Genomic DNA, 19,537 nt, shown 5'->3' on the forward strand with positions numbered 1-19,537 from the left:
CCGGGTATTTGTCTGTACTCAAATTAGAAGTTTCTTGCTTTTGGTTTAGAATTGTTTTTGTGCTTTTAAATTACTTTTATGCATTTTTTCCAGCTTCTTCAATCCGTAATAAACCTCCAGTATTTTAATAGTATTATGAGAAACTTTCACTTCCATTTCCTTTCCAGGCTCAAAGAAAGCAAAATAGTTAATTTCACTGCTAGGTACCGGTACTCCTTTTGCCCGAATCCTGAATACTTTGGATTTGTGAAATCGGAAAAGATATCCAACATTATAAGCTCGAAGCCCGGTTTCTTCTCTCAACTCCCTGATTGACGCTTCAATGCTTGCTTCTCCTTTCTTCGGTTTTCCTCCGGGAAGCCGATAGTAACCCCCCGAGCTGCTCACAAGTAAAACTCCTTTATCAGTGTCAACTATCACCGAGCCTCTTCGATTATCATATGCGCTGGGAATATGTGTCACCCTCTTGAATGGATTACATTCCCCTGGCATTTCCTTTAAAGTTTTTCTTGAAATTATTTAAAATATCGGTAGGCTCTGACTAATGATCGGTCTATTTCCGACATCTGTAGCTTGAATAAAAGAAAGAAAATTGAGACTAAAGAGCAAGCTTGAAAAGAAATGTATTTCCAAGAGTTTCAATTATGAAATAATACAGCTATGACATCTCACGGGCTAGAAAGATCTGTAGTTCAGCCCACCTGAGCGAAGTTCGCTTCTAAAACCCATGCATTCATGGGAAGACTAGGAAATAAAGTTAATTGGCGCCAGATAGCGCCACATACCTGAACTGAAAAACCTTTATTCTGAACTGATGCGGGTTTTTCTGATTACATAGGGCTTGGTCTTCCAGCCATAAGATCTTCCGTGCGTCTGGTTACTTCGTTCTTAAACTGTTTGATCTTTTCAGCCTGGTCACGCTGTGCCAGTTCACTCTTCGCTTTACTGACCACTTCTTCACTGGGGACTCCGGCTCTGTTCATCTTCCACTGGAACTTGATGCTGGACCACTGATCAGCTATATCTTTAAACCTTCTGTACTCCATTTTATGAGGCGAAAGGTCAAGCTGTTCTTCAATTACCCGGTTTACATAGTCTTTATTTGGCTCGAAAACGACCAGCGGCTCTATAATATCAGCCTTTACGATATCCCTTATGTCACGACCTTCGTATTTTTCAATGAGATTCGCACAGGCATTGAAGTGGGAGATCTCCATTTTTGCAAAGCTCTCCCAGATGCCCCTTATTCTTGAATCTGTTTCAGTCTGTGCGCAGGAGTAATAGATGTAGGCCTCACAGAGCTGCATGAGTGCTGACTTCTCAAGCATTGTTTCCTTCGGGTCACCGAGTAACCCGTACTGGGTGACGTGCTGTTCTTCGACATCAGCAATCTCGGAGTAAAGCTGCCTTGCAAGCTCATCTGAATACATGAACCCGTGAGACTTATAGAAAAGCTCGGTCTGCTGTTCACCTGCAACGATAGTAAGATAGTTCATCTTGGTCTTGATGTCGGCCGTATCTTTATTGTAATGCTTGCGCATGGTATCATCCGGGTGGCGGTGTTCAACGCTTGTCGGCCTTCCGGGTTTTACCTCGGTCTTACCCTGAACAATTGACTCGTAATCGCCTCCTTCAAGATAGTCGTAAAGGCAACTGTAGCGATACAGGTGATCAAAGTCCTCAATCAGAGCAAAGTCCAGAGTCTGCTTTACATATGGGTCGGGCTCATTCTTGGCAAGGTTTGCAGTGAGATCGACAGCTACCTGCTCATAGCCCAGTGTGGTCTCTATAATAGTCTGGTTAGCAGGATTTAACCAGTTAACAGTTTGCTGCTGGAAGGAATCAATGCGTCGAATTAACGCCATCTGGCGTTTAATCTCAGGATCGGAAGTCATTCTCTCTATGGCGTGAGACATAAGGACAGAAGCGTTCTCAATCCCATTCATAAGGATCACGCGTGTCCGGGTATATGCATCGACAGCCTTCTTGTCATACGGAGCTTTGACCAATTCTTTCCAGTTCATAAACTGATCTTCTATCGGGATGCTATCCATGTCAAAAGGTCTGAACTGTGCCATTACCATATCCTCCGGAATTCTTTACCAACACAGCTCTTTACAGGTGATCAAATTTATTAATAGTTCCAGCTGCTGGAGATTCCAGTTGCCGGACACAGACCCGCAAAAGAGCGAAACCGTAACCTGTTAACATTATTGCTCAGCAGAGTACCCCACATATCTGCAATAATTCCCGCCTTAAACTTCACTGACCCCAACTGCGGGCAAGGTGATTGGCACGTAACTGATGTTTTTAATTTCTTTTATTTTCTACTTATTTAGCTTAAATTCGACTTAATTGGATTATATGTATAAATTTAACCTATATAAAATCCGTCATATAATAATTTCAATATGAGTAAAGTGATTTCATGCAGGATAGTATAGTTTCGAAGTGAATGGAATAGTTTCAAAATGAGTAATATAGTTTCGATACGATATAATAATCGAAGTAATATAAAATTAAGTAACAGCTTTACGACATGATATTCCAGCTGTGTAATTGTCACGAAAATATTCCTCTTCATAGGGAGGGCAGACTCAAGGAGAATAGCGCCTAAGGGGGAAGTACACTTACAATGGTAGACACTTCAGATATGTTGATTTTCTGGGCCGTAGTCATAGCCCGTTTCTTGATACCGCTTTCCATTCCTCGCTACCCTCTCCCAGGCGTGCTTGCCTGCCTTATCCTTGACGCTGTAGACCAGACGATCTTCCAGCTGTTTACGAACCTGCCTCTTGAAGGTTACCAGAGCTACGATAAATCCCTTGATATTTATTACCTGAGTATAACCTACCTTTCGACCCTGCGAAACTGGTCTAACCTCTACGCGTTCAAACTGGATCGCTTCCTTTTCTACTACCGGCTGGTTGGTGTGGCGCTCTTCGAACTCACACAACTGCGCCCTCTACTGCTGGTTTTTCCCAACACCTTTGAGTACTTCTTTATTTTTTATGAGGCAGTTCGCCTGAAATGGAACCCGAAAATGCTGACAAAAAACAAATTGATAACTTCGGCAGCCGTGATATGGATTTTCGTCAAACTGCCACAGGAATACTGGATCCATGTCGCTCAGATGGACACCACAGACTGGATCAGGGCAAACCCCTCAAACGCCCTCATCCTGATCGCCTATGCAGCTTTCCTGCTCGGACTGGCATGGTGGCTCTTACGGGATCTACCTCCCATGAGACCGGGCCTTGAAATTGAAGCCCTACCCGTGGCAGCTGCCCCGATTTTCCCACCCGTGCCAGAGAACGTAAAGGAACAGCGGGAGCGCCTCATAAACAAGCAGGTTATCGAAAAGATCGTGCTGATCTCTCTAATTACAATTATCTTCGCCCAGATTCTTCCGGGGGTGCGGGCAAGTAATCTCCAGCTTGCAACAGGTATGGCTATCCTTATCATAATAAATACAGCTCTGAGCCACTGGCTGGTCAGGAAAGGAAGACACTGGCGTTCTATCGCAAGGGAATTTATCGTGATGTCCGCAGTAAACATGGGTCTGGTCCTGCTTGTTGACTACTTCCTGCCCAGATATGACGGCTCGATCAACCTCGGAGTCACACTTTTCTTTGTCCTGCTCCTGACCCTGATCATCACTCTCTACGACCGCTACTGGCAGCTCCATGCAAAAAACAATGTCAACAGCAGGGATTCAGGGAAAGAGGGAGAAAAAAGTTCTTAATTCTGATCCGTACCATCATATATTCACCTACTGTGTAGTTCCGGTCACTCTAGCCGCAGAAGAGCGGTCTTTCCTACAAAAAGTTTTGAAGAACCTCCAGACAGAGAAGCTTTCAGTTCTCTCTTTATTTCGGAAGATATCAAATGTTAGTGTCGTGAAGGATATAAATATCGAAGTATAAAATTAACTAGAGAATTGTACAAATTAAGTAAAGAGATTTTAAGAGCAATTTTCAGACTGGATAACCTGGAAACGGCAACAGATCTTTCCAGGTTGGGTGTTAAAAAGGGAGGCAAGCTTCATAATGGCAGATACCTCGGATATGGTGATTTTCTGGGCTATATTTATGGCTCGTTTCTTTGTACCGCTTACCATTCCTCGTTATCCTCTCCCCGGAATTATAGCTTGTCTGGTCCTTGATGCTGTTGACAGGGAAATTTTCCAGCTGTTTACCGGCCTACCTCTGGACAGTTATCAGGGATACGATAAAGCCCTAGACATTTATTACCTGGCTATCATGTATCTTTCGACTCTGCGCAACTGGTCGAACCTCCATGCCTTCAAGCTAAACAGGTTCCTTTTCTACTACAGGCTTGTTGGTGTGACTCTTTTCGAGATAACAAATCTGCGACCCCTGCTGCTCATATTCCCCAATATCTCTGAGTATTTATTTATTTTTTATGAGGCAGTCCGCCTGAAATGGGACCCGAAGGTGCTGACAAAAGAAAAACTAATTGTTACTGCAGCCCTTATCTGGATTTTCGTCAAACTGCCCCAGGAATACTGGCTACATATCGCCGAAATGGACACAACCGACTGGATCAGGGCAAACCCCTCAAATGCTCTCATCCTGGTTGTCTGGGCTGCAGTCATGGCTATAATGGCATGGTGGATCTTGCGGGACCTGCCTCCCATGAGCTCTGGTTTCTCAGTTACTGCTCACTATGCAATTTTTAAATTTGACGGCCCGCAGGCATCCAGAGTGATAGACAACTATACGAGTGAGAGATTTTTTGATGATTTTCTGAATCATGAACTGATCGAGAAGATTGTGCTGGTCTCTCTCCTGAGCATAATCTTCGCGCAAATCCTTCCCGGAGTCCGGGCAAATGATGTCCAGATAGCAATCGGTGTATCCATTCTTATCATAATAAATACGGAATTGAGCCAGTGGCTTGCCAGACACGGGACACACTGGAAGTCAATAGTGAGAGAGTTCATTGTAATGGCTATTGTAAACCTCATCATGGTTCTGCTCTTCGATTTCCTTCTGGCAATGTATGGTGGCTCAATTAACCTCCTTAACACTCTATTCTTCACCCTCCTCCTGACCCTGAATGTAACTCTCTATGACAGGTACCGGAGGGTGCAGATCTGGAGCCTTGCAACAAGAACCAGGCGTGAAGAGATGGATAAAAAATTAGAAGAGGCTTGAAAAATGGAGCTCAATGTTTAAACTCTTTTTAAACTCTTTTTAAACTCTTTTTAAGTAACTCTTTTTAAGTTATCGAGAAGTATGTCAAAAGAATTATAACCTAAATACCAGGCTCCTGATTAAACTCTGTTGCCGAAACTCCTGAATCCAAGCAGGTTTTAACAATACTCTTTCTCATTACGTCTTCATTTTTTTCATTTTCGTTGATAATTTCAGCTTTTAAAGCAATTTTTTTGACCCATACATCTATAGGTTGCAGATAAATCAAATCTTCTTTCTTTATTTCTTTATCCAATGGATAAATATAGCTTAAATCCCTTAGATAAAAAGAACTGCATTTTGGCCCGATTAAATGGATTTTTTGAAATTTATTAAAATGATTTATAATGTTTCCATTTTGAATTCTGGAAAGAGAATACTTTACAATATTTCTATCACTTAATTTGGAAATAAACTCTAATATTGAAATTACCATCTCAATATCTCTACTCTTACCCACTTTACCTTTCCCGATAACTTTCATTAGCCGAGACATATTTCAGGAAAGTTTTCGATATTAAGAATAACCTCTGAATCACCATCATACTTTTTTATAAATTTTTCAATAATCACTATCACTCTTTCTTCAACTTCCCATGAAATATCATCCCTTCTGCCTTGATAAAACGAATGACCAAATAAAAATCTTAAACCTGCATACCAGTCAGTTAAAAGGATGTTTCCATCATACCCGGAAAGGTTTTCTTCAATATATTTGTCCCCATAGCTGGCTATTTTTTGAATGAGATAAGTTCTCGTATTAATTCCTCCAAAAAATAAACTGTATGAATTTATATAAAGTGAAGACGTGAAAGAATATAAAATAATCGGAGTGAAGTTCGAAATCTTAAAAATCTTATTTTATTCTAGCAAATATGCTCCTCACAAATATTCATAAATGCTAATGTTTTATAATTGGCTTCTATAATACAAAAGATCAATTTGCCAGATAAAATATTATTCCGATTGTAGTGGCAGTTATCTGGAGTAAAAAAGGAAGTTTCCTATATAAATTAAAAAATGACTAAATATTTTTAAACATAGAAAAAAATTTAAATATGATTAAAGAGTTTATAAATTCATGGAGACAGAATTCAGGAACAATTTACTTTCAGCCATTGGATGGCTCATTGTCTGGCTTGCTGTCAGGATATATTTGAACATTTAAACTCCTTACTTCTATGTAGCACAAAAGAAAGGTCATAAAAGAGTTTGACTTCTTTCACAGTAGTTCCGAATATCCCTGGTTTTGAAATTTAGTTTTTATAAAAGAAGATATAATCAAAACTTTCTACAAAAAATTAAATATAAAAAGTAAACTTTGAGAATTCAAAAAGAGCATAGCCGCCAGTGACACTCATACTGAAGTCCGCTGCAGGAGGCTCATTACTTTTGTTAAGACTCCGGTTAATGTATCTGTAAACGCCACACTCAGTGGTGCAAGCCTAGTTGTCAGATTACCGGTGAAATTAGCAACTGGATTTGTCGGTTGAACTACATTAATTGTTCTGGTTATCGAGTGGTTGGAAACGTCATTTGTTACCGTTAAATTAACCGTATAAGTTCCTGGTGTTGTATATTTATGAACAACATTTGCAGTACTGCTGTTAGAACCGTCACCAAAATCAAGCAGTTCAGTGGTCTGGTTGACGCTGTAATCCGCAAAAGTCACATTTTCCCCTGTATATACATTATCTGAAGAAACTGTGAAATTTGCAGTCACATTAGAAAATCTGCCAGGTCTTACCCAGGAGGAATTTCCAAGATCTCCCATGAGATAGAATGTTCCGTTCTTCTGGTTAGTATAATTCAGAATTGATTCCAGCCTTGATGTTGAAGTTTGATATTCCCCGGTAACATTTGAAGTAATTGCATGTCCGTATAACACTAACACGTACCCGTTTTCTATTGCGTAATCAATCCCATATTGTATGGACTCCAGACTAACATTGGACTGGTCGTCTATTTCAACAGCGTACAGAACCTGAGTGTCGTTCCACGTGTAATAGGCAGCTGATTCATTTACATTTACTGTCTTGAAGTTCGTCGATCTAAGTGTCCTGAAATATGGAGCCAGTAATGCATCAGTAGTTTCATTTCTAGCTGAATAGGGATATATAAAGGAATAAACCGGATAACCGTAACCGGTTATTTCTATGATGTTCGGGAATATTTCCGTTTCCAGCCACTCTTCAGAAGTGTGATTGTCTAGAAAAGCAATTGAATCTATGTGATTGTACCCGTGCCCAGCTATTTCCCATCCGGCATCGTGCAGTGCAGCCAGTTGAGTTTCTGTACCCACTCCCCAACTATTTAATGTATTTACATTTATAGTACACACAGCATTGTACTGCTTGAAAATTGATAGATTTTGATAGCACTCATCAATACTTATTGTATCGTCCCATGATAGAGCAATGCCTCCTGTATGATTCGCAGCCGCATTAGCAGTACCAGCCAGACTAACTACCAGTATAAGAAATAATCCATGTTTTATACAGGATTTAAAATTGCGGGGTTTCATAGCGATTAGATCTCCTTAATGAAAATAACATTGAATGATTTCTTCCTAAACAGTAATCTAAAATCCTCGTTCTTTTCCATCCTGATGGAAAGACTTCCTCTTCTGGTGAATAAGGCAGGATTGTCACTTTTGCAGTTTGATTTAATCTCATTATTATCCTCCGAATACGTACTGACATGAACCCCATTTTTATGCTTAGAATGTTAAAAAATGACCCCTTAGCCAGAATATATTCATTAATAAACAAATGAAATCCTTTATTGGAATTAATCTCAGTTGTGAATATACTAAAGTCTATTGAGTTTATTGTAATATAAAATTCTACTATATATAGTTAAGTTTTTCAAAATTAGATTCAGTTCAAGAAATACTTTATCAAAAATCGTATAGATATGAGTGTAAGTGTCCAGGGCAAAACTACACGGTAGCTAAAACATATAATTAATTTCTAGTATGAAAAAGCACAGAAAACTGTGCCTTTACTCAGTCGCTCCAAATATTATAGAAGAAACTAGTAGAAACTACAAACAATCTTTTATATCAAAAATCCGATTTATTCCGTATGGTTGCCTCCTGGTCCCAATCCCACACCCTTGGACCAAAAGAGAAGGCTTTTTCCTGGCGGATAGACAGCCAGGGAAATATCTTCATAAAAAGGAAATTCAGGAATGCCCTTTTTCCCAGAATCGAGAAAGTTAGTTGCAGCCACCTGGACAAGCTCCATGTGTTCATGCAGGATAGAGAATGGAAAGACCTGGCAAACGACGCAGAAAAATTGTATACGGGGACTGAAAAGGAAGGCATAGGCAAATTTCTTTACAGGCTCAGATCTGAGGTTCCGTATGCTCAGCTCTCAAGCCAGTTAGTAGCTATTTTTTACCACTCCGAAGTCTGGGAATGGAATGAGCAGAAAAAAGGTATGAAGTTTCTGCTTATCCCGGGAAACTGGCAGGAGAAAACAGTACATTACTACAGGAACTCGCTGGTCCTGGAAGACGAAAGCCATTTTCTAGCCGGATTCTCGGAAAACAGCCTGCAAAAAGGAAAGGGACAGGCACGTGAAGAACTGCAAGAAACCCTGCAAGAAGAGCCAGTTCAGAAAATTGAGCAAACAAAACTTTCGGCTTTTTTAAGATAAGGAAAAATACAGAGAAAAAGATAAGGGAAAATAATAGAAAGGCATAGCTTTTAAGCCAATCTTAAGCCATATGGAAGCCCGATTCAGGCAGTTTCAAGTTCCATTTCGATGCCGCCAAATCTCTTCGCGATAAAATTATATATGGCTCCAATAAGGAATCCTCCTATTCCTCCCGCAATTCCATAAAAGAGAATGATTGCTAGAATCATAATTACACTTTCGGTAAGACCAATCTGCCCCCCTGCACTTGCCATAAGAAGAATAAACGGCGAAAAGATAACTGCAAGAATCAGATACATAAGCCCGAGGACTTTTGCCAGAGATGTACTATTTAAGGATTTGATTTGTACCATTTAAGGACCTCCTTTTTAAATATTAAAGGTTGTTTTGACTACGGATTGTATACACTTCCAACTACTTTTTCTGCAAGGTCCCCGGCTACAGGCAATATGTATCTCTGTCTCCTGTATGTTTTATACATAAGGAAAAGCCACAGGAAAAACGGGAACAGGCTTAGAACCAGCATTCCGTCAAATAAATGGTCGATAACTGTGCTGGGGTTATGTATGAAAATATATATAAGCAGTGCAGGGTTGAGGTTGACAAGGAAATAATCGATAAACCTGTTGGTCTCGGTACCAAAAAAGGTTTGCAGGGCACTGATTACTATTGCGAGAATTGTAAAGGTCAAAAAAGACTGCATTGCGTGAAATCTGACCAGTTTGCTCTTGGTCTCAAGTACAAAGAAAATCAGACCTGTCAACCAGGTCAGAAAATAACATAAAAATCCTTCTATGTTTTCTTTCAAACCCACAGATGTCCTTGAAGATGCAATCTCACTTCCAATTTCACTTTCCGGTTCAGCTTTCAGTACAGACCCCCCATGACTGAAATTTATCCAATAAATATGGTTCATTTTAACTGTAATTCTTAAATCAGCCTATAATTTACTAAATTGGCTAGCTTAAAACCATAAATTAGCTATTATTATAATTCTAATTATACAAAAACCGTTCTTATCGAAATATCTCTCTATAAAAGTAATTCTTATCAAAATTATTCTTACCAGTTGCAGGAAAGTATCAAAAAATTAAAAACCTGCCACCAGGTATATAGAGATAATAGAGGTAGAGGAAATACATAATAGAGGAAATAGAAAAAGGGTAGATAAAAAAAGAAATTATAATAAAACCATGTTCCGATTATCTGTACATTCGGCTCAGGGGTTCTATTGTAATTACTACAAGGGTTCTTTTTTCGTAATCAACTCTATAAAGCAGCCTTAAATGCCTGGATCTGAGCCGGAATATTTTTTCCTGACTTTCGATAATTCTTTTTGCACCCTGAGGCACGGGATCAAGGGCAAGCTCTTCAAGGGTTTCCCTGACCCGGGAATGCACACTCTCATCTGCATTCTGCATAAAGTCCTGCGCAGGGATATCAAAAAAAACTTCGAACACTTAAGACCCTCATTTTTCAAGCTTATTTAGATCTTTATATTTAAGTTTATTTAGATTTTCATTTTCTCGAGTTTCTTTAACGGTACAAGCTTTCCTCTTGCCTCATTTTCAAAACTTCTGAAAACAAGCTCTTTTTCTTCTGAAGTTAGCAGGACATCTATGTCTACCATATGCTCCTTTATTTCTGCAAGCTGTTTCTTTATGAAATTGAGCTCTTCAAAGATTTTTTTATCGATTTTCTCCCCGGTCATCGGAACACTGCCTTACTTATATAATTTGTAAATCGGTACTCATTAGTAAATCGGTATTCGTTATCAATATAGTAAAATATCTTTTAAGAGTTATCCCATAAAAATTATCCTTAAATGTTCCATGCATACTGTTTCCATAATGCATAGAATTTCCTGGTAGAAAGTATCTTCTTACTTCCTCATCAAAGTATCGTACAATAATATAGTCGTAAAACATCTCATGAGATAACGCTGTCGTGAAATTAAACAGTCTGGATAAGTTTAAATTCTGGTTATCCAGATTATATTGTTTTAACTTTTACATTTTACTTTTATATTTTACTTTTAAGAAAGAGAATATAAAAAATCTGACAGAATTAAAAAGATAAATATTATAAGAATGATAAAATTATACATACAGATCTGGAGTCTGTAAATGAGCAGGAGAAAAAAATGGTAGCCGAAAACCTCGGGTTTTTCATCTATGTATTCTCATCCATCTTTGTAGTTGTAAGCCCTATCAGCGGAGTTGTAACTTTTATCTCCCTGACAAGCAAGATGACTCACAAAGAAAAAAATGATATTGCCAAAAAAGCGGTGACACTTGCATGTGTAATTGCCCTCTTTTTTGCAGTTACTGGAAGTATGATACTTAAACTATTCAGCATCAGTGTGGACTCTCTCAGGGTAGCCGGAGGACTCCTGCTTTTCAGTATCGCATTTGACATGATGCACGCAAAGGTCTCAAGAGAAAGCATCACCGAAGAAGAAATTTCTCAGTCTCAGGAAAGGGAAGATATCTGGGTCTTTCCAATAGGCCTTCCGCTCCTGACAGGACCGGGTACGATCAGCACGGTAATCGTTCTTATGGGAATGGCAGACGGTGTTCAACAAAAAGTAATTGTAGTCATTTCAATTATACTTACATTTGTAATTTGCCTGATTGTCTTTTATTTCTCAAGGAGGCTCCACAAGTTCATAGGATATAACGGAATGCTTGTCTTTACAAGACTTATGGGGCTTTTACTCGCAGCGCTTGCTGTTGACCTGACGGCTACAGGAATAATAAACATATTCCAGCCGGTTCTTTGAAACCTTCAGGTTTGAGAGTTTTTAACTCTAAGGCGGGAAGTCCCCTTCCTCACTTTCATCAGAAAGCAGGGAGGGGTAGTTCATTTCTTAAACCAGAAACTCCTAACCAAAAATTGTTAAATCCTCAAATTCCAGGACATGCAGGTTAAACAGGCAGAATTTTTCAGACTGAGCTATCAAGAGTTATCATAATTGTTAAGGATTACCACAAATCAACTGACAGAGTTATAAGGAAAGACCAGTTAACCCGATTTTCCGTTATACCTTCTGTTAACATATTCGATCAGTTTACTGCCCGTAAGCCTTTCGCTTGAAGGGCCTATGCGGATATAGAACTCTTCGTCGTTTTTATCCGGCTTAAGGAAAACAGCTTCGTCGCTTTTTTTACAGTCGATCTCCAAGACTTCTTTACCGTTTACAGGCACAAGGGTATACTCTATCATGGGAGCGTAGTTAAGGCCTATATGCTGTTTTATGAGCTGTTTGAAGTGCAGGAGGAACCTGTCCTCACTAAGAAAACCGTCGTTTTTGATTCCAAGGACTTCCCCGCTGTTGGAAACACCGACGAGAAGGATGCCACCATCGGTGTTCAGGTAAGCGACTATTGTCTTCAGGACGGCGTGTTCAATGTTCCAGTCAGGTTTTCCGGTGATAAGGTTCATACGCAGTGTGGACTTGAACTCAAGTCTCTTGCTCTCTCCGCGCCGAATCAATTCCAGGATGTAATCGGAATCGTTTGCAAGCTTCACGGCCTCCCGTATGAGTTCAAGCTTCTTGCGGATATGGGTTATACTTTTTGGGTAAGTTGAAAGCCTGCACTCGAACACACTTAGCTGGGAAATAAGTTCTTTTGTGAGAGCTTTGATTTTAAGGACCTCAAGCTGGACCTGCAGGTCAGGGAGATAGAGTTTGCTATGCATAAGGGAGTCGAGATCCACATTCGGAATAGGTAGAATCCCGGGAAAAGGGGAAACAGCAGCTTCCGAAAATACAGAAGTCCTTTCCCAGGTTCCCTCACACATACTCTCAATCGAAAGTTTTCCTTCAAATGCGATGTCATCTGCCGCAATGGGAGAAGCCTCCGAAAACCCAGATTTTTCTGAAAAAAAGGCAGGACCGTTCAGGTCAGAAGCCTGTGTGGACTCCATAACCGGAACATCAGCTTTCCGGACTTCAGGTCTCAGGATAAAACCCCTTGCTTCCCAGGCCTTCCTGATCTTCAGGCCGAGAGGATTATTAAAAAAGTCTGCAAGATACTCCGAACTTACCTTTTCGGGATCGAGAACAAGCTGAATGTAAGCTGAAGAATAACCTTCCCCAGGGGGAGAACTGGCTGCGTTTAATTCCTGGTAAAGGGAGAGATAAAAAGAATTTTCTTCTGCCGAAAAGCCATGTTCCATATCAGGGTCAGGAAAATTGACCTTTAAAGTAAGGTCCGAAAGATTTGTCGGTTTCAGTCCATACTGACTGCATAAGGAATCTATTTCTTTTTCAACCATGCGGATCAAACAGAGGGGGTTTCTGATGTTAGGGTTACTTCATGTTGATACATTGTTAAAATTAATGTTGCGTATTGAGTTTTAAAACTCATATATTTTTTCTATTCAGGTTACTTAAAATCTAATTTTCCTATTGGGAACCGGAAATTTGTCTCTGTTATGCGGTTGATGTTCTTAAATCTGAATTTAAGTCCGAACTGGAGTGTCGATCCGGAAACATTCTAAAAGGCCCGGAAAAAAACAGAGAAAATGGTTCAAAAAAGGAAACTGCTTCGAATTTAAACAATTATTGATTCGAGCCGGTTTGCCTGAAATTAGATTTAAAATTATATTTGATATTAACCATCTCATAAGCTTTATTACCTGATCTTTATCTGGTCTGAGAGATTAATATCGGTTAGAGAAATCGGTTATCCTTTTATGTTCTCTTAAATGTTCGCTATTCCCTGGACTTCAGATTCGATGGAGGCGCCGAAAGATGTAATTGAAGATGTGCACCCGCATTTTCTGCAATAGTAAAAGCTGTTCGAGCCAATTACCTGTCTTTTAAGAGGTGTGCCACACCTGACACATTTCGAAGGGAGATCAAACATATCTTTACTCACTCCAGAATCATCAATGGCTCAAGTCTTGCAGTTTCTTTTCTTGTCCAGTATCCGCATACAGTACAATATTGAAATCCGTTAAAAAGATCATTTTCGAGTTTGGAATGGCATTCAGGACATCTTTTTAAAAAAAGTGTATGCTCCGACTCTTTTTTGTCCCCTGCATTTTCTATTATGGTTACTTTTTGCATAGTTGATTACTTCCTTTTGATTTTTCACACCAATTATATATAATTTTATATCACATATATAGATTTCCCTGCAAAATAAGCTATTTAACTCAGATATTGTTATATTCTGCAGAGACATATAGAAATTCATAAGCAGCCGCTGATAAACCGCCATGAACATTCATCAGTTGAAAACCTGGCCGACTTCATAAAAAATAAGTTGGCGGATTCTCTGGTACATTTCAATTCTTCCCGAGCTCCTTTTCAGTTTCGAGAACCTTCAGGGTGATTTTCATAACAGAGTCCGGATTAAGGGAAATAGAGTCAATTCCCTCTTTTACCAGGAATTCTGCAATCTCAGGGAAATCGCTCGGGGCCTGCCCGCAGATCCCGCTGTGCCTTCCATTCCGTTTTGCTCCCTGCACTGCCATAGACATGATTTTCATGACTCCAGGGTCCCGCTCATCAAATTCTGCAGCAAGCAGTTCGGAATCACGGTCAACCCCAAGAGTCAGCTGGGTCAGGTCGTTTGAGCCTATGGAAAAACCGTCAAAGAATTCACTGAATTCGTCGACGAGCAGGACATTATTGGGAATTTCGCACATAACATAGACCTGAAGTCCGTTTTCTCCTCGCCTGAGCCCGTTTTTTTCCATCTCGGCAACAACCTTCCTTGCTTCTTCAACAGTCCGACAGAAGGGAACCATAAGAATAAGGTTTGTAAGCCCCATTTCACCCCGGACCCTTTTCATAGCCCTGCACTCAAGGGCAAAACCTTCTCTGTAGCGTTCGTCAAAGTATCTGGAAGCTCCTCTGAACCCTATCATGGGATTATTTTCTTCCATTTCAAAATAGCTGCCCCCAACAAGGCTTGCATATTCGTTGGTTTTGAAATCGCTCATCCTGACCACAACAGGCTTCGGGTAAAAAGCCGCTGCAATCATCCCTACCCCTCTGGAAAGCTGCTCGACAAAATAATCTTCCTTTTTTTCATATCCCCGCGTCAGTTTTTCTATTTCCCCCAGTTCTCGCGGATCTTTCACCTTTTCAGGATGCACAAGAGCCATAGGATGGACTTTGATATAGCTCGTGATAATGAATTCGAGCCTTGCAAGCCCTATCCCGTCATTAGGAATCATGGAAAGGGCAAAAGCGCTTTCAGGATTTCCAAGGTTCATCATTAGTTCGGTTCTGGGTCGCTCCAGATCTTTCAGGCTGATAGTATCTTTGTGGAAAGGAAGTATGCCTGCGTATACAAGCCCGTCTTCTCCTTCGGCACAGCTCACCGTGATCTCCCTGCCCGTTTCGAGGACTTCGGTAGCATTCCCAGCCCCGACAACCGCAGGAATTCCAAGTTCACGGCTGACGATAGCGGCATGACAGGTCCTGCCTCCCTTGTTCGTGACTATCGCGGCTGCGGTTTTCATAACTGGCTCCCAGTCAGGAGTAGTAGTGTCCGCAATAAGGATCTCTCCTGGCCTGAAAGAGGGCAGGTCAGAAACGTCAGGAATTACATGGGCTTTTCCGGAGGCGATCTTGTCTCCCACGCTCCTGCCTTTTGCAAGGACTTCGGATTTCTCTTCAAGGACATAAGTCTCCAGCACATCTTTCTCTCTCTGGGACTGAACGGTTTCGGGCCTCGCCTGCACTATGAAGAGTTCCCCTGTTATGCCGTCTTTTGCCCACTCAATATCCATGGGCCTGGATTCCCTGTATTTGTTAGAATAATGGTCTTCGATATCGATTGCATATTCGGCAAGCTTGAGCACCTCGTCATCACTAATACAGAAACGCAGCCTATCAGCTTCGGGAACCTCCACGTTCCGTGTAAGAACCTTGGAATCACCTCTGCCGTAAATCATCTTGATTTCTTTGCTTCCCAGCTTCTTCTGGATGATCGGCTTATACCCTTCCCGGAAAGTGGGCTTGAATACATAGAACTCATCAGGGTTGACCTGCCCCTGCACGATATTCTCTCCGAGCCCATATGCCCCGGTAATAAAAACGACATCTCTGAAACCTGTCTCCGTATCCAGAGTAAAAATTACTCCGCTTGATGCAAGGTCAGACCTGACCATTTTCATTATTCCTATGGAAAGGGCTACCTTGAAGTGATCAAAATTATTGGTTACACGATAGGAAATGGCCCTGTCCGTAAAAAGAGAAGCAAAGCAGCGTATACAGGCGTCCCTGAGTCCGGGATATCCCCGGATATTGAGGTAAGTTTCCTGCTGCCCGGCAAAAGAAGCGGTTGGCAGGTCTTCAGCAGTTGCCGAACTCCTTACAGCTACATCCGTATTCTCTCCGTACTGCTCGCAGAGGCGGTCATAAGCCCCTTTAATCTCCTGCCAGAGGTCATCAGGAAGTCCTGCATCAAGAATAAGGTCTCTTGCAGCCTTTCCCCTCTTTGCAAGGTCTGATACATCCGACGTATCAAGCCCTTCCATTGTTTTCTTGAGATTTTCCAGGATTCCTCCTTTTTCCAGCATGTGCCAGTAAGCATCAGCAGTAACTGAAAAGCCATTAGGAATCCTCACCCCTTTTGAAGTAAGTTCTCTGTACATCTCCCCTATTGAGGCATTCTTCCCGCCAACCAGCGGCACGTCCTCAATAGTGGTCTCCTCAAACCAGCGGATGTATTTGTTTTTATCTCCAGGCATATTCCCCGAAATCTCCTCATAAGGTTTTGTGTGAACTAAGTAAGTACTGCATAACATTTAAAGTTTAGTGATATTGTGGAAAAGTTTCTCAAAAGTGCAAATTGACACCTGAACAGAAACCTCTCCTGACCAAATTTTATACCCCACATTAATTATGTTTTAATGAGAGAAATTTGTTTTCCTACTTAATAAAAATTAAACTAAGGTACCGGCTAAAACTAAAAAAATAAAAAAGCCAGGTTCAGACGAATTTTTTCCGTAAGGTATTTTGTATAGAGTATTGTATAGAGTAAAAAAGCGTGAAGTTAAACTATTGAGGATTCGGGCCGTTCGGTACTCTACCTTTTTCCCAGTTTCAGTATTCCACTTTATTTTCGGATTTTTCCCACGCCCTGAAAGCTTCAAGGGCTTCTTCCCTGAGAAGCTGTTTGAACTCAATTTTTCGTTCCTGAATAGGGCGTGAGATTTCCTCATATATGAAAGAGTCATCAAAACCAATATTCTCAGCATCAAATCTTGTGCCGGCAAAAAAGACCTTATCTATCCTTGCCCAGTAAATGGCCCCAAAACACATAGGGCAGGGCTCACAGGAAATATAAATGCTGCATCCGCTGAGATCAAAGGTATTCAGTTTTCGGGCTGCCTCTCTTATGGCGCCGATTTCGGCATGTGCAGTCGGATCATTGGTTAAGGTGACCTGATTGCAACTTTCTGAGATTACTTTTCCGTTTTTTGTTACCACAGCACCAAAAGGCCCCCCTCCCCTTTTTACATTCTCAAGAGAAAGCTCAATGGCACGCCTTACAAACATGAGATCTTTTTCTGACATATAGCTCCTTCATTTATTTTTTCATCTATGTGATAAATATAATGATATTATATGTCCTTTAGAGGCAGATCGAGCTTTATACCGGAAATAAAACCCATTGCGAAAGGAAAAATCGAAAAAAGGATGTCTTGCAGAACAAACCTTAAGTACAAAGACAGATGAAATCATTATCCGGAGTGATAATGTTGACAACTAAAAGTTTTACCGCTGAAGAAGCAAAGGCGGTCGGGGAAAAACTAGGAATAACCTGGGACAAATTTGATATTGACCAGTTCCGCAGAGGCATGGACGTGGAACTCGAGCATGGGACAAGAGATCCGGCAACAAATGTTACAAACGATGACCCTATAATGACAGGAAAGATCGCGCTGGCTCACCTTAACGAGTTTCCGGACTATTACGACAGGCTGGAGGAAATGGAAGAAGAAGCCGAAGAATATTGGGAAAAATCCGAACACTGAGCCCTAAAAAAGCATTATTTTAAAAACATTATTTCATTTTTAGCTTTTATTTTTCTCTATTTTTGCTCTTCTTTCTTCCCTTTTGTCTGCTAGGCCGCTCTCCTTCGTCGAGCGTGACAAAATTCCAAAGGCTGATCATTTTAAAAGAGAGTCTTTACAAATGTCCCGAAGGCCTTCATGAGCCTCAAAGAGTTTCCTGAAAACATCAGTTTTCTCATAAGGACAGACGGGTGATCCATGTCTCCATATTCGGTGATTGTGTTAAGGATGGAAGGGGTATTTAACGAGCCTATAAGCTCGTTCAACTGATTGTCTTCCAGTCTTCCCATATAATCATGGATTTTCATGCCTATCTCGAGTTCTTTTGCCAGACCCTTTTGCCAGAGCTTATCATATTCTGAAAGCCTGCCTGCAGAGGTATCTCCTTCAAGGGCGGCCTCAGCTGCAATCTTTCCTGCGATTTTTGCTGCAAAAGCCCCTGTATATACCCCACCTGCGGAAGTGGGTTTAGCCTGTCCTGCGGCATCGCCTGCAAGCAAGACTCCGTCAGAAAAGGTTCTTTCCTGGGGACCGATTGGAATTCCCCCAACCACGAAATCAAGCATGCCTCCGGAGTACCTTGCTTTTACGTGAGGGTTTGAGCAGAGAAGTTTTTCGAGATAGAAAAGCGGAGAGTTTTCTCCAGGCCATCTTTTGCAGGCAAGTCCCGGGTCAAGGGCAAGCCCGATTCGTGAGACTTTTTCATCAAGGGGTACTGTCCAGGCAAAAAAACCCGGAGCTGAAGAGCCTGGGAACAGTTCTACAAAGTCACAGTCATCCGAGGCATAGGGAGCTTCGATCTGAATTCCGGGAAGCACGCGTGCAGGTTTCTTAAGGCCTGCATAACTGGCTATGCGGCTTTTTACCCCATCCGCGCCTATAACCACGGATGTAGATATGGTTTCTGGCCTGCCGTTTCTGATCACTTTGAGCTTCACAGGGGAGCTTTTTTCTTTACCACTTCTATCTATCCCGTTTCCGGCTTCAGAATTATTTTTTTCAAACCCTATAGCTCTTGTTTTCAGGGAAAGTTCAACACCTTCTTCTACAGCCATTACTGCAAGGGTGCGATCAAAATTTTTCCGAGAGACAACATATGCTCTTGTTCGCTTTCCATCAATAGGCAGACACTGTCCATCAGGAGCGTGTACAAAAGCCCCGCGCACGGAATTGAACACAAATTCGTCCGATGGCCTGAGTTCGCACTCTTCAACAGCTCTCGTGCTCAGGAGTCCTGTACAGCCTACAGGAGACCCTATTGAGGCGTGCTCTTCAAGCAGAAGAACCTTTGCCCCATTCATTGCCGCATAACGGGCAGCCGTAGAACCCACAGGGCCGGCTCCTACCACAACAACATCATACTTCATGCATTACCACGTTCGAATTAAAGTCACACTGGAGTAACAGGCTTACTTTCCTGAGAAGCTTTCCATCTATTCTAAGTACAGCTTAGTGCCTCTCAGGAAATTTAATATACTCATGACTCGTATTATCTGTAAAATATAACAATTTAAATATAAGATTTAAGTTATATTTAATGACGGGCTATTTAATGATAAAGCTGAATTTAATATTCTTTTAAAGTATTATCAGGTTTTCCTATATCGAATC

At 41.1% G+C, this 19,537-nt stretch carries 19 protein-coding genes; 5 read left to right on the forward strand and 14 right to left on the reverse strand.

Annotation, left to right across the window (positions count from 1 at the left end; genetic code table 11):
• Nucleotides 1-45: 45 nt before the first annotated feature.
• Together MSHOH_RS08930 and MSHOH_RS08935 are read right to left on the reverse strand one after the other, a co-directional pair.
• On the reverse strand, nt 46-492 hold the full coding sequence (locus MSHOH_RS08930; RefSeq protein WP_082089289.1) for an NUDIX domain-containing protein: 447 nt from the start codon (nt 490-492) through the stop codon (nt 46-48).
• 338 nt (nt 493-830) lie between these two features.
• Entirely contained in the window at nt 831-2,078 is a 1,248-nt protein-coding gene (locus MSHOH_RS08935) for a hypothetical protein (RefSeq protein ID WP_048139022.1), read from the reverse strand.
• 557 nt (nt 2,079-2,635) lie between these two features.
• On the opposite strand from MSHOH_RS08935, the gene MSHOH_RS08940 reads away from it, so the two are divergent.
• Complete coding sequence (locus MSHOH_RS08940) at nt 2,636-3,745, forward strand: hypothetical protein (protein WP_048139023.1); 1,110 nt, start codon at nt 2,636-2,638, stop codon at nt 3,743-3,745.
• 304 nt (nt 3,746-4,049) lie between these two features.
• The gene (locus MSHOH_RS08945; RefSeq protein ID WP_048139024.1) at nt 4,050-5,180 is read left to right on the forward strand and encodes a hypothetical protein; all 1,131 of its coding nucleotides are present in this window, start codon (nt 4,050-4,052) and stop codon (nt 5,178-5,180) included.
• Nucleotides 5,181-5,280: 100 nt separating this feature from the next.
• Here MSHOH_RS08945 and MSHOH_RS08950 read toward each other — a convergent pair whose 3' ends face one another.
• Both MSHOH_RS08950 and MSHOH_RS08955 read right to left on the reverse strand, forming a co-directional pair.
• Entirely contained in the window at nt 5,281-5,703 is a 423-nt protein-coding gene (locus MSHOH_RS08950) for a hypothetical protein (RefSeq protein WP_162197621.1), read from the reverse strand.
• A gap of 873 nt (nt 5,704-6,576) precedes the next feature.
• The gene (locus tag MSHOH_RS08955; RefSeq protein WP_082089290.1) at nt 6,577-7,743 is read right to left on the reverse strand and encodes a PKD domain-containing protein; all 1,167 of its coding nucleotides are present in this window, start codon (nt 7,741-7,743) and stop codon (nt 6,577-6,579) included.
• A 562-nt stretch (nt 7,744-8,305) separates the two neighbouring features.
• On the opposite strand from MSHOH_RS08955, the gene MSHOH_RS08960 reads away from it, so the two are divergent.
• A complete protein-coding gene (locus MSHOH_RS08960; protein ID WP_048139031.1) occupies nt 8,306-8,881 on the forward strand; it encodes a hypothetical protein in 576 nt (191 codons plus the stop codon).
• Between the two features lie 83 nt (nt 8,882-8,964).
• On the opposite strand, the gene MSHOH_RS08965 is transcribed toward MSHOH_RS08960, so the two are convergent.
• The 4 genes from MSHOH_RS08965 to MSHOH_RS08980 form a co-directional block, all read right to left on the reverse strand.
• Nucleotides 8,965-9,234, reverse strand: coding sequence for a hypothetical protein (locus MSHOH_RS08965; RefSeq protein WP_048139032.1), 270 nt, complete (start codon nt 9,232-9,234; stop codon nt 8,965-8,967).
• 38 nt (nt 9,235-9,272) lie between these two features.
• The gene (locus tag MSHOH_RS08970) at nt 9,273-9,797 is read right to left on the reverse strand and encodes a DUF4870 domain-containing protein (protein ID WP_052730785.1); all 525 of its coding nucleotides are present in this window, start codon (nt 9,795-9,797) and stop codon (nt 9,273-9,275) included.
• A 286-nt stretch (nt 9,798-10,083) separates the two neighbouring features.
• A complete protein-coding gene (locus MSHOH_RS08975) occupies nt 10,084-10,341 on the reverse strand; it encodes a type II toxin-antitoxin system RelE/ParE family toxin (protein ID WP_048139034.1) in 258 nt (85 codons plus the stop codon).
• A gap of 50 nt (nt 10,342-10,391) precedes the next feature.
• Nucleotides 10,392-10,592 (reverse strand): hypothetical protein, encoded by a 201-nt coding sequence (locus MSHOH_RS08980; protein ID WP_048139035.1) that lies wholly within the window; start codon nt 10,590-10,592, stop codon nt 10,392-10,394.
• A 432-nt stretch (nt 10,593-11,024) separates the two neighbouring features.
• Here MSHOH_RS08980 and MSHOH_RS08985 point away from each other — a divergent pair, with 432 nt between their 5' ends.
• Entirely contained in the window at nt 11,025-11,663 is a 639-nt protein-coding gene (locus MSHOH_RS08985; RefSeq protein WP_048139037.1) for a MarC family protein, read from the forward strand.
• A gap of 242 nt (nt 11,664-11,905) precedes the next feature.
• On the opposite strand, the gene MSHOH_RS08990 is transcribed toward MSHOH_RS08985, so the two are convergent.
• From MSHOH_RS08990 to MSHOH_RS09005, 5 genes are all read right to left on the reverse strand, one after another.
• Entirely contained in the window at nt 11,906-13,162 is a 1,257-nt protein-coding gene (locus MSHOH_RS08990; protein ID WP_048139039.1) for an AlbA family DNA-binding domain-containing protein, read from the reverse strand.
• A gap of 428 nt (nt 13,163-13,590) precedes the next feature.
• Nucleotides 13,591-13,755, reverse strand: coding sequence for a zinc finger domain-containing protein (locus MSHOH_RS22725; RefSeq protein WP_082089291.1), 165 nt, complete (start codon nt 13,753-13,755; stop codon nt 13,591-13,593).
• Between the two features lie 8 nt (nt 13,756-13,763).
• Nucleotides 13,764-13,958: a hypothetical protein gene (locus MSHOH_RS08995; protein WP_048139041.1), complete on the reverse strand. Its 195-nt coding sequence runs from the start codon at nt 13,956-13,958 to the stop codon at nt 13,764-13,766.
• 221 nt (nt 13,959-14,179) lie between these two features.
• Nucleotides 14,180-16,597, reverse strand: coding sequence for a phosphoenolpyruvate synthase (ppsA, locus tag MSHOH_RS09000; RefSeq protein WP_048139043.1), 2,418 nt, complete (start codon nt 16,595-16,597; stop codon nt 14,180-14,182).
• 355 nt (nt 16,598-16,952) lie between these two features.
• Entirely contained in the window at nt 16,953-17,426 is a 474-nt protein-coding gene (locus tag MSHOH_RS09005; protein ID WP_048139045.1) for a nucleoside deaminase, read from the reverse strand.
• A 182-nt stretch (nt 17,427-17,608) separates the two neighbouring features.
• Here MSHOH_RS09005 and MSHOH_RS09010 point away from each other — a divergent pair, with 182 nt between their 5' ends.
• Nucleotides 17,609-17,887, forward strand: a complete 279-nt coding sequence (locus tag MSHOH_RS09010; RefSeq protein WP_048139047.1) for a DUF5661 family protein — start codon at nt 17,609-17,611, stop codon at nt 17,885-17,887.
• A gap of 140 nt (nt 17,888-18,027) precedes the next feature.
• Here MSHOH_RS09010 and MSHOH_RS09015 read toward each other — a convergent pair whose 3' ends face one another.
• Nucleotides 18,028-19,293: a geranylgeranyl reductase family protein gene (locus MSHOH_RS09015; protein WP_048139049.1), complete on the reverse strand. Its 1,266-nt coding sequence runs from the start codon at nt 19,291-19,293 to the stop codon at nt 18,028-18,030.
• Between the last annotated feature and the right edge of the window lie 244 nt (nt 19,294-19,537).

The organism is Methanosarcina horonobensis HB-1 = JCM 15518 (assembly GCF_000970285.1).
Taxonomy (GTDB): domain Archaea; phylum Halobacteriota; class Methanosarcinia; order Methanosarcinales; family Methanosarcinaceae; genus Methanosarcina; species Methanosarcina horonobensis.

Coding starts and splice junctions, on each gene's coding strand:
- ppsA (WP_048139043.1), bottom strand. CDS start 16,597: ATGCCTGGAGATAAAAACAAATACATCCGCTGGTTTGAGGAGACCACT.
- MSHOH_RS09015 (WP_048139049.1), bottom strand. CDS start 19,293: ATGAAGTATGATGTTGTTGTGGTAGGAGCCGGCCCTGTGGGTTCTACG.
- MSHOH_RS08960 (WP_048139031.1), top strand. CDS start 8,306: ATGGTTGCCTCCTGGTCCCAATCCCACACCCTTGGACCAAAAGAGAAG.
- MSHOH_RS08935 (WP_048139022.1), bottom strand. CDS start 2,078: ATGGCACAGTTCAGACCTTTTGACATGGATAGCATCCCGATAGAAGAT.
- MSHOH_RS08980 (WP_048139035.1), bottom strand. CDS start 10,592: ATGACCGGGGAGAAAATCGATAAAAAAATCTTTGAAGAGCTCAATTTC.
- MSHOH_RS08940 (WP_048139023.1), top strand. CDS start 2,636: ATGGTAGACACTTCAGATATGTTGATTTTCTGGGCCGTAGTCATAGCC.
- MSHOH_RS22725 (WP_082089291.1), bottom strand. CDS start 13,755: ATGTTTGATCTCCCTTCGAAATGTGTCAGGTGTGGCACACCTCTTAAA.
- MSHOH_RS08945 (WP_048139024.1), top strand. CDS start 4,050: ATGGCAGATACCTCGGATATGGTGATTTTCTGGGCTATATTTATGGCT.
- MSHOH_RS08985 (WP_048139037.1), top strand. CDS start 11,025: ATGGTAGCCGAAAACCTCGGGTTTTTCATCTATGTATTCTCATCCATC.
- MSHOH_RS08990 (WP_048139039.1), bottom strand. CDS start 13,162: ATGGTTGAAAAAGAAATAGATTCCTTATGCAGTCAGTATGGACTGAAA.
- MSHOH_RS08965 (WP_048139032.1), bottom strand. CDS start 9,234: ATGGTACAAATCAAATCCTTAAATAGTACATCTCTGGCAAAAGTCCTC.
- MSHOH_RS09005 (WP_048139045.1), bottom strand. CDS start 17,426: ATGTCAGAAAAAGATCTCATGTTTGTAAGGCGTGCCATTGAGCTTTCT.
- MSHOH_RS08970 (WP_052730785.1), bottom strand. CDS start 9,797: ATGAACCATATTTATTGGATAAATTTCAGTCATGGGGGGTCTGTACTG.
- MSHOH_RS09010 (WP_048139047.1), top strand. CDS start 17,609: ATGTTGACAACTAAAAGTTTTACCGCTGAAGAAGCAAAGGCGGTCGGG.
- MSHOH_RS08995 (WP_048139041.1), bottom strand. CDS start 13,958: ATGCAAAAAGTAACCATAATAGAAAATGCAGGGGACAAAAAAGAGTCG.
- MSHOH_RS08955 (WP_082089290.1), bottom strand. CDS start 7,743: ATGAAACCCCGCAATTTTAAATCCTGTATAAAACATGGATTATTTCTT.
- MSHOH_RS08950 (WP_162197621.1), bottom strand. CDS start 5,703: ATGAAAGTTATCGGGAAAGGTAAAGTGGGTAAGAGTAGAGATATTGAG.
- MSHOH_RS08930 (WP_082089289.1), bottom strand. CDS start 492: ATGCCAGGGGAATGTAATCCATTCAAGAGGGTGACACATATTCCCAGC.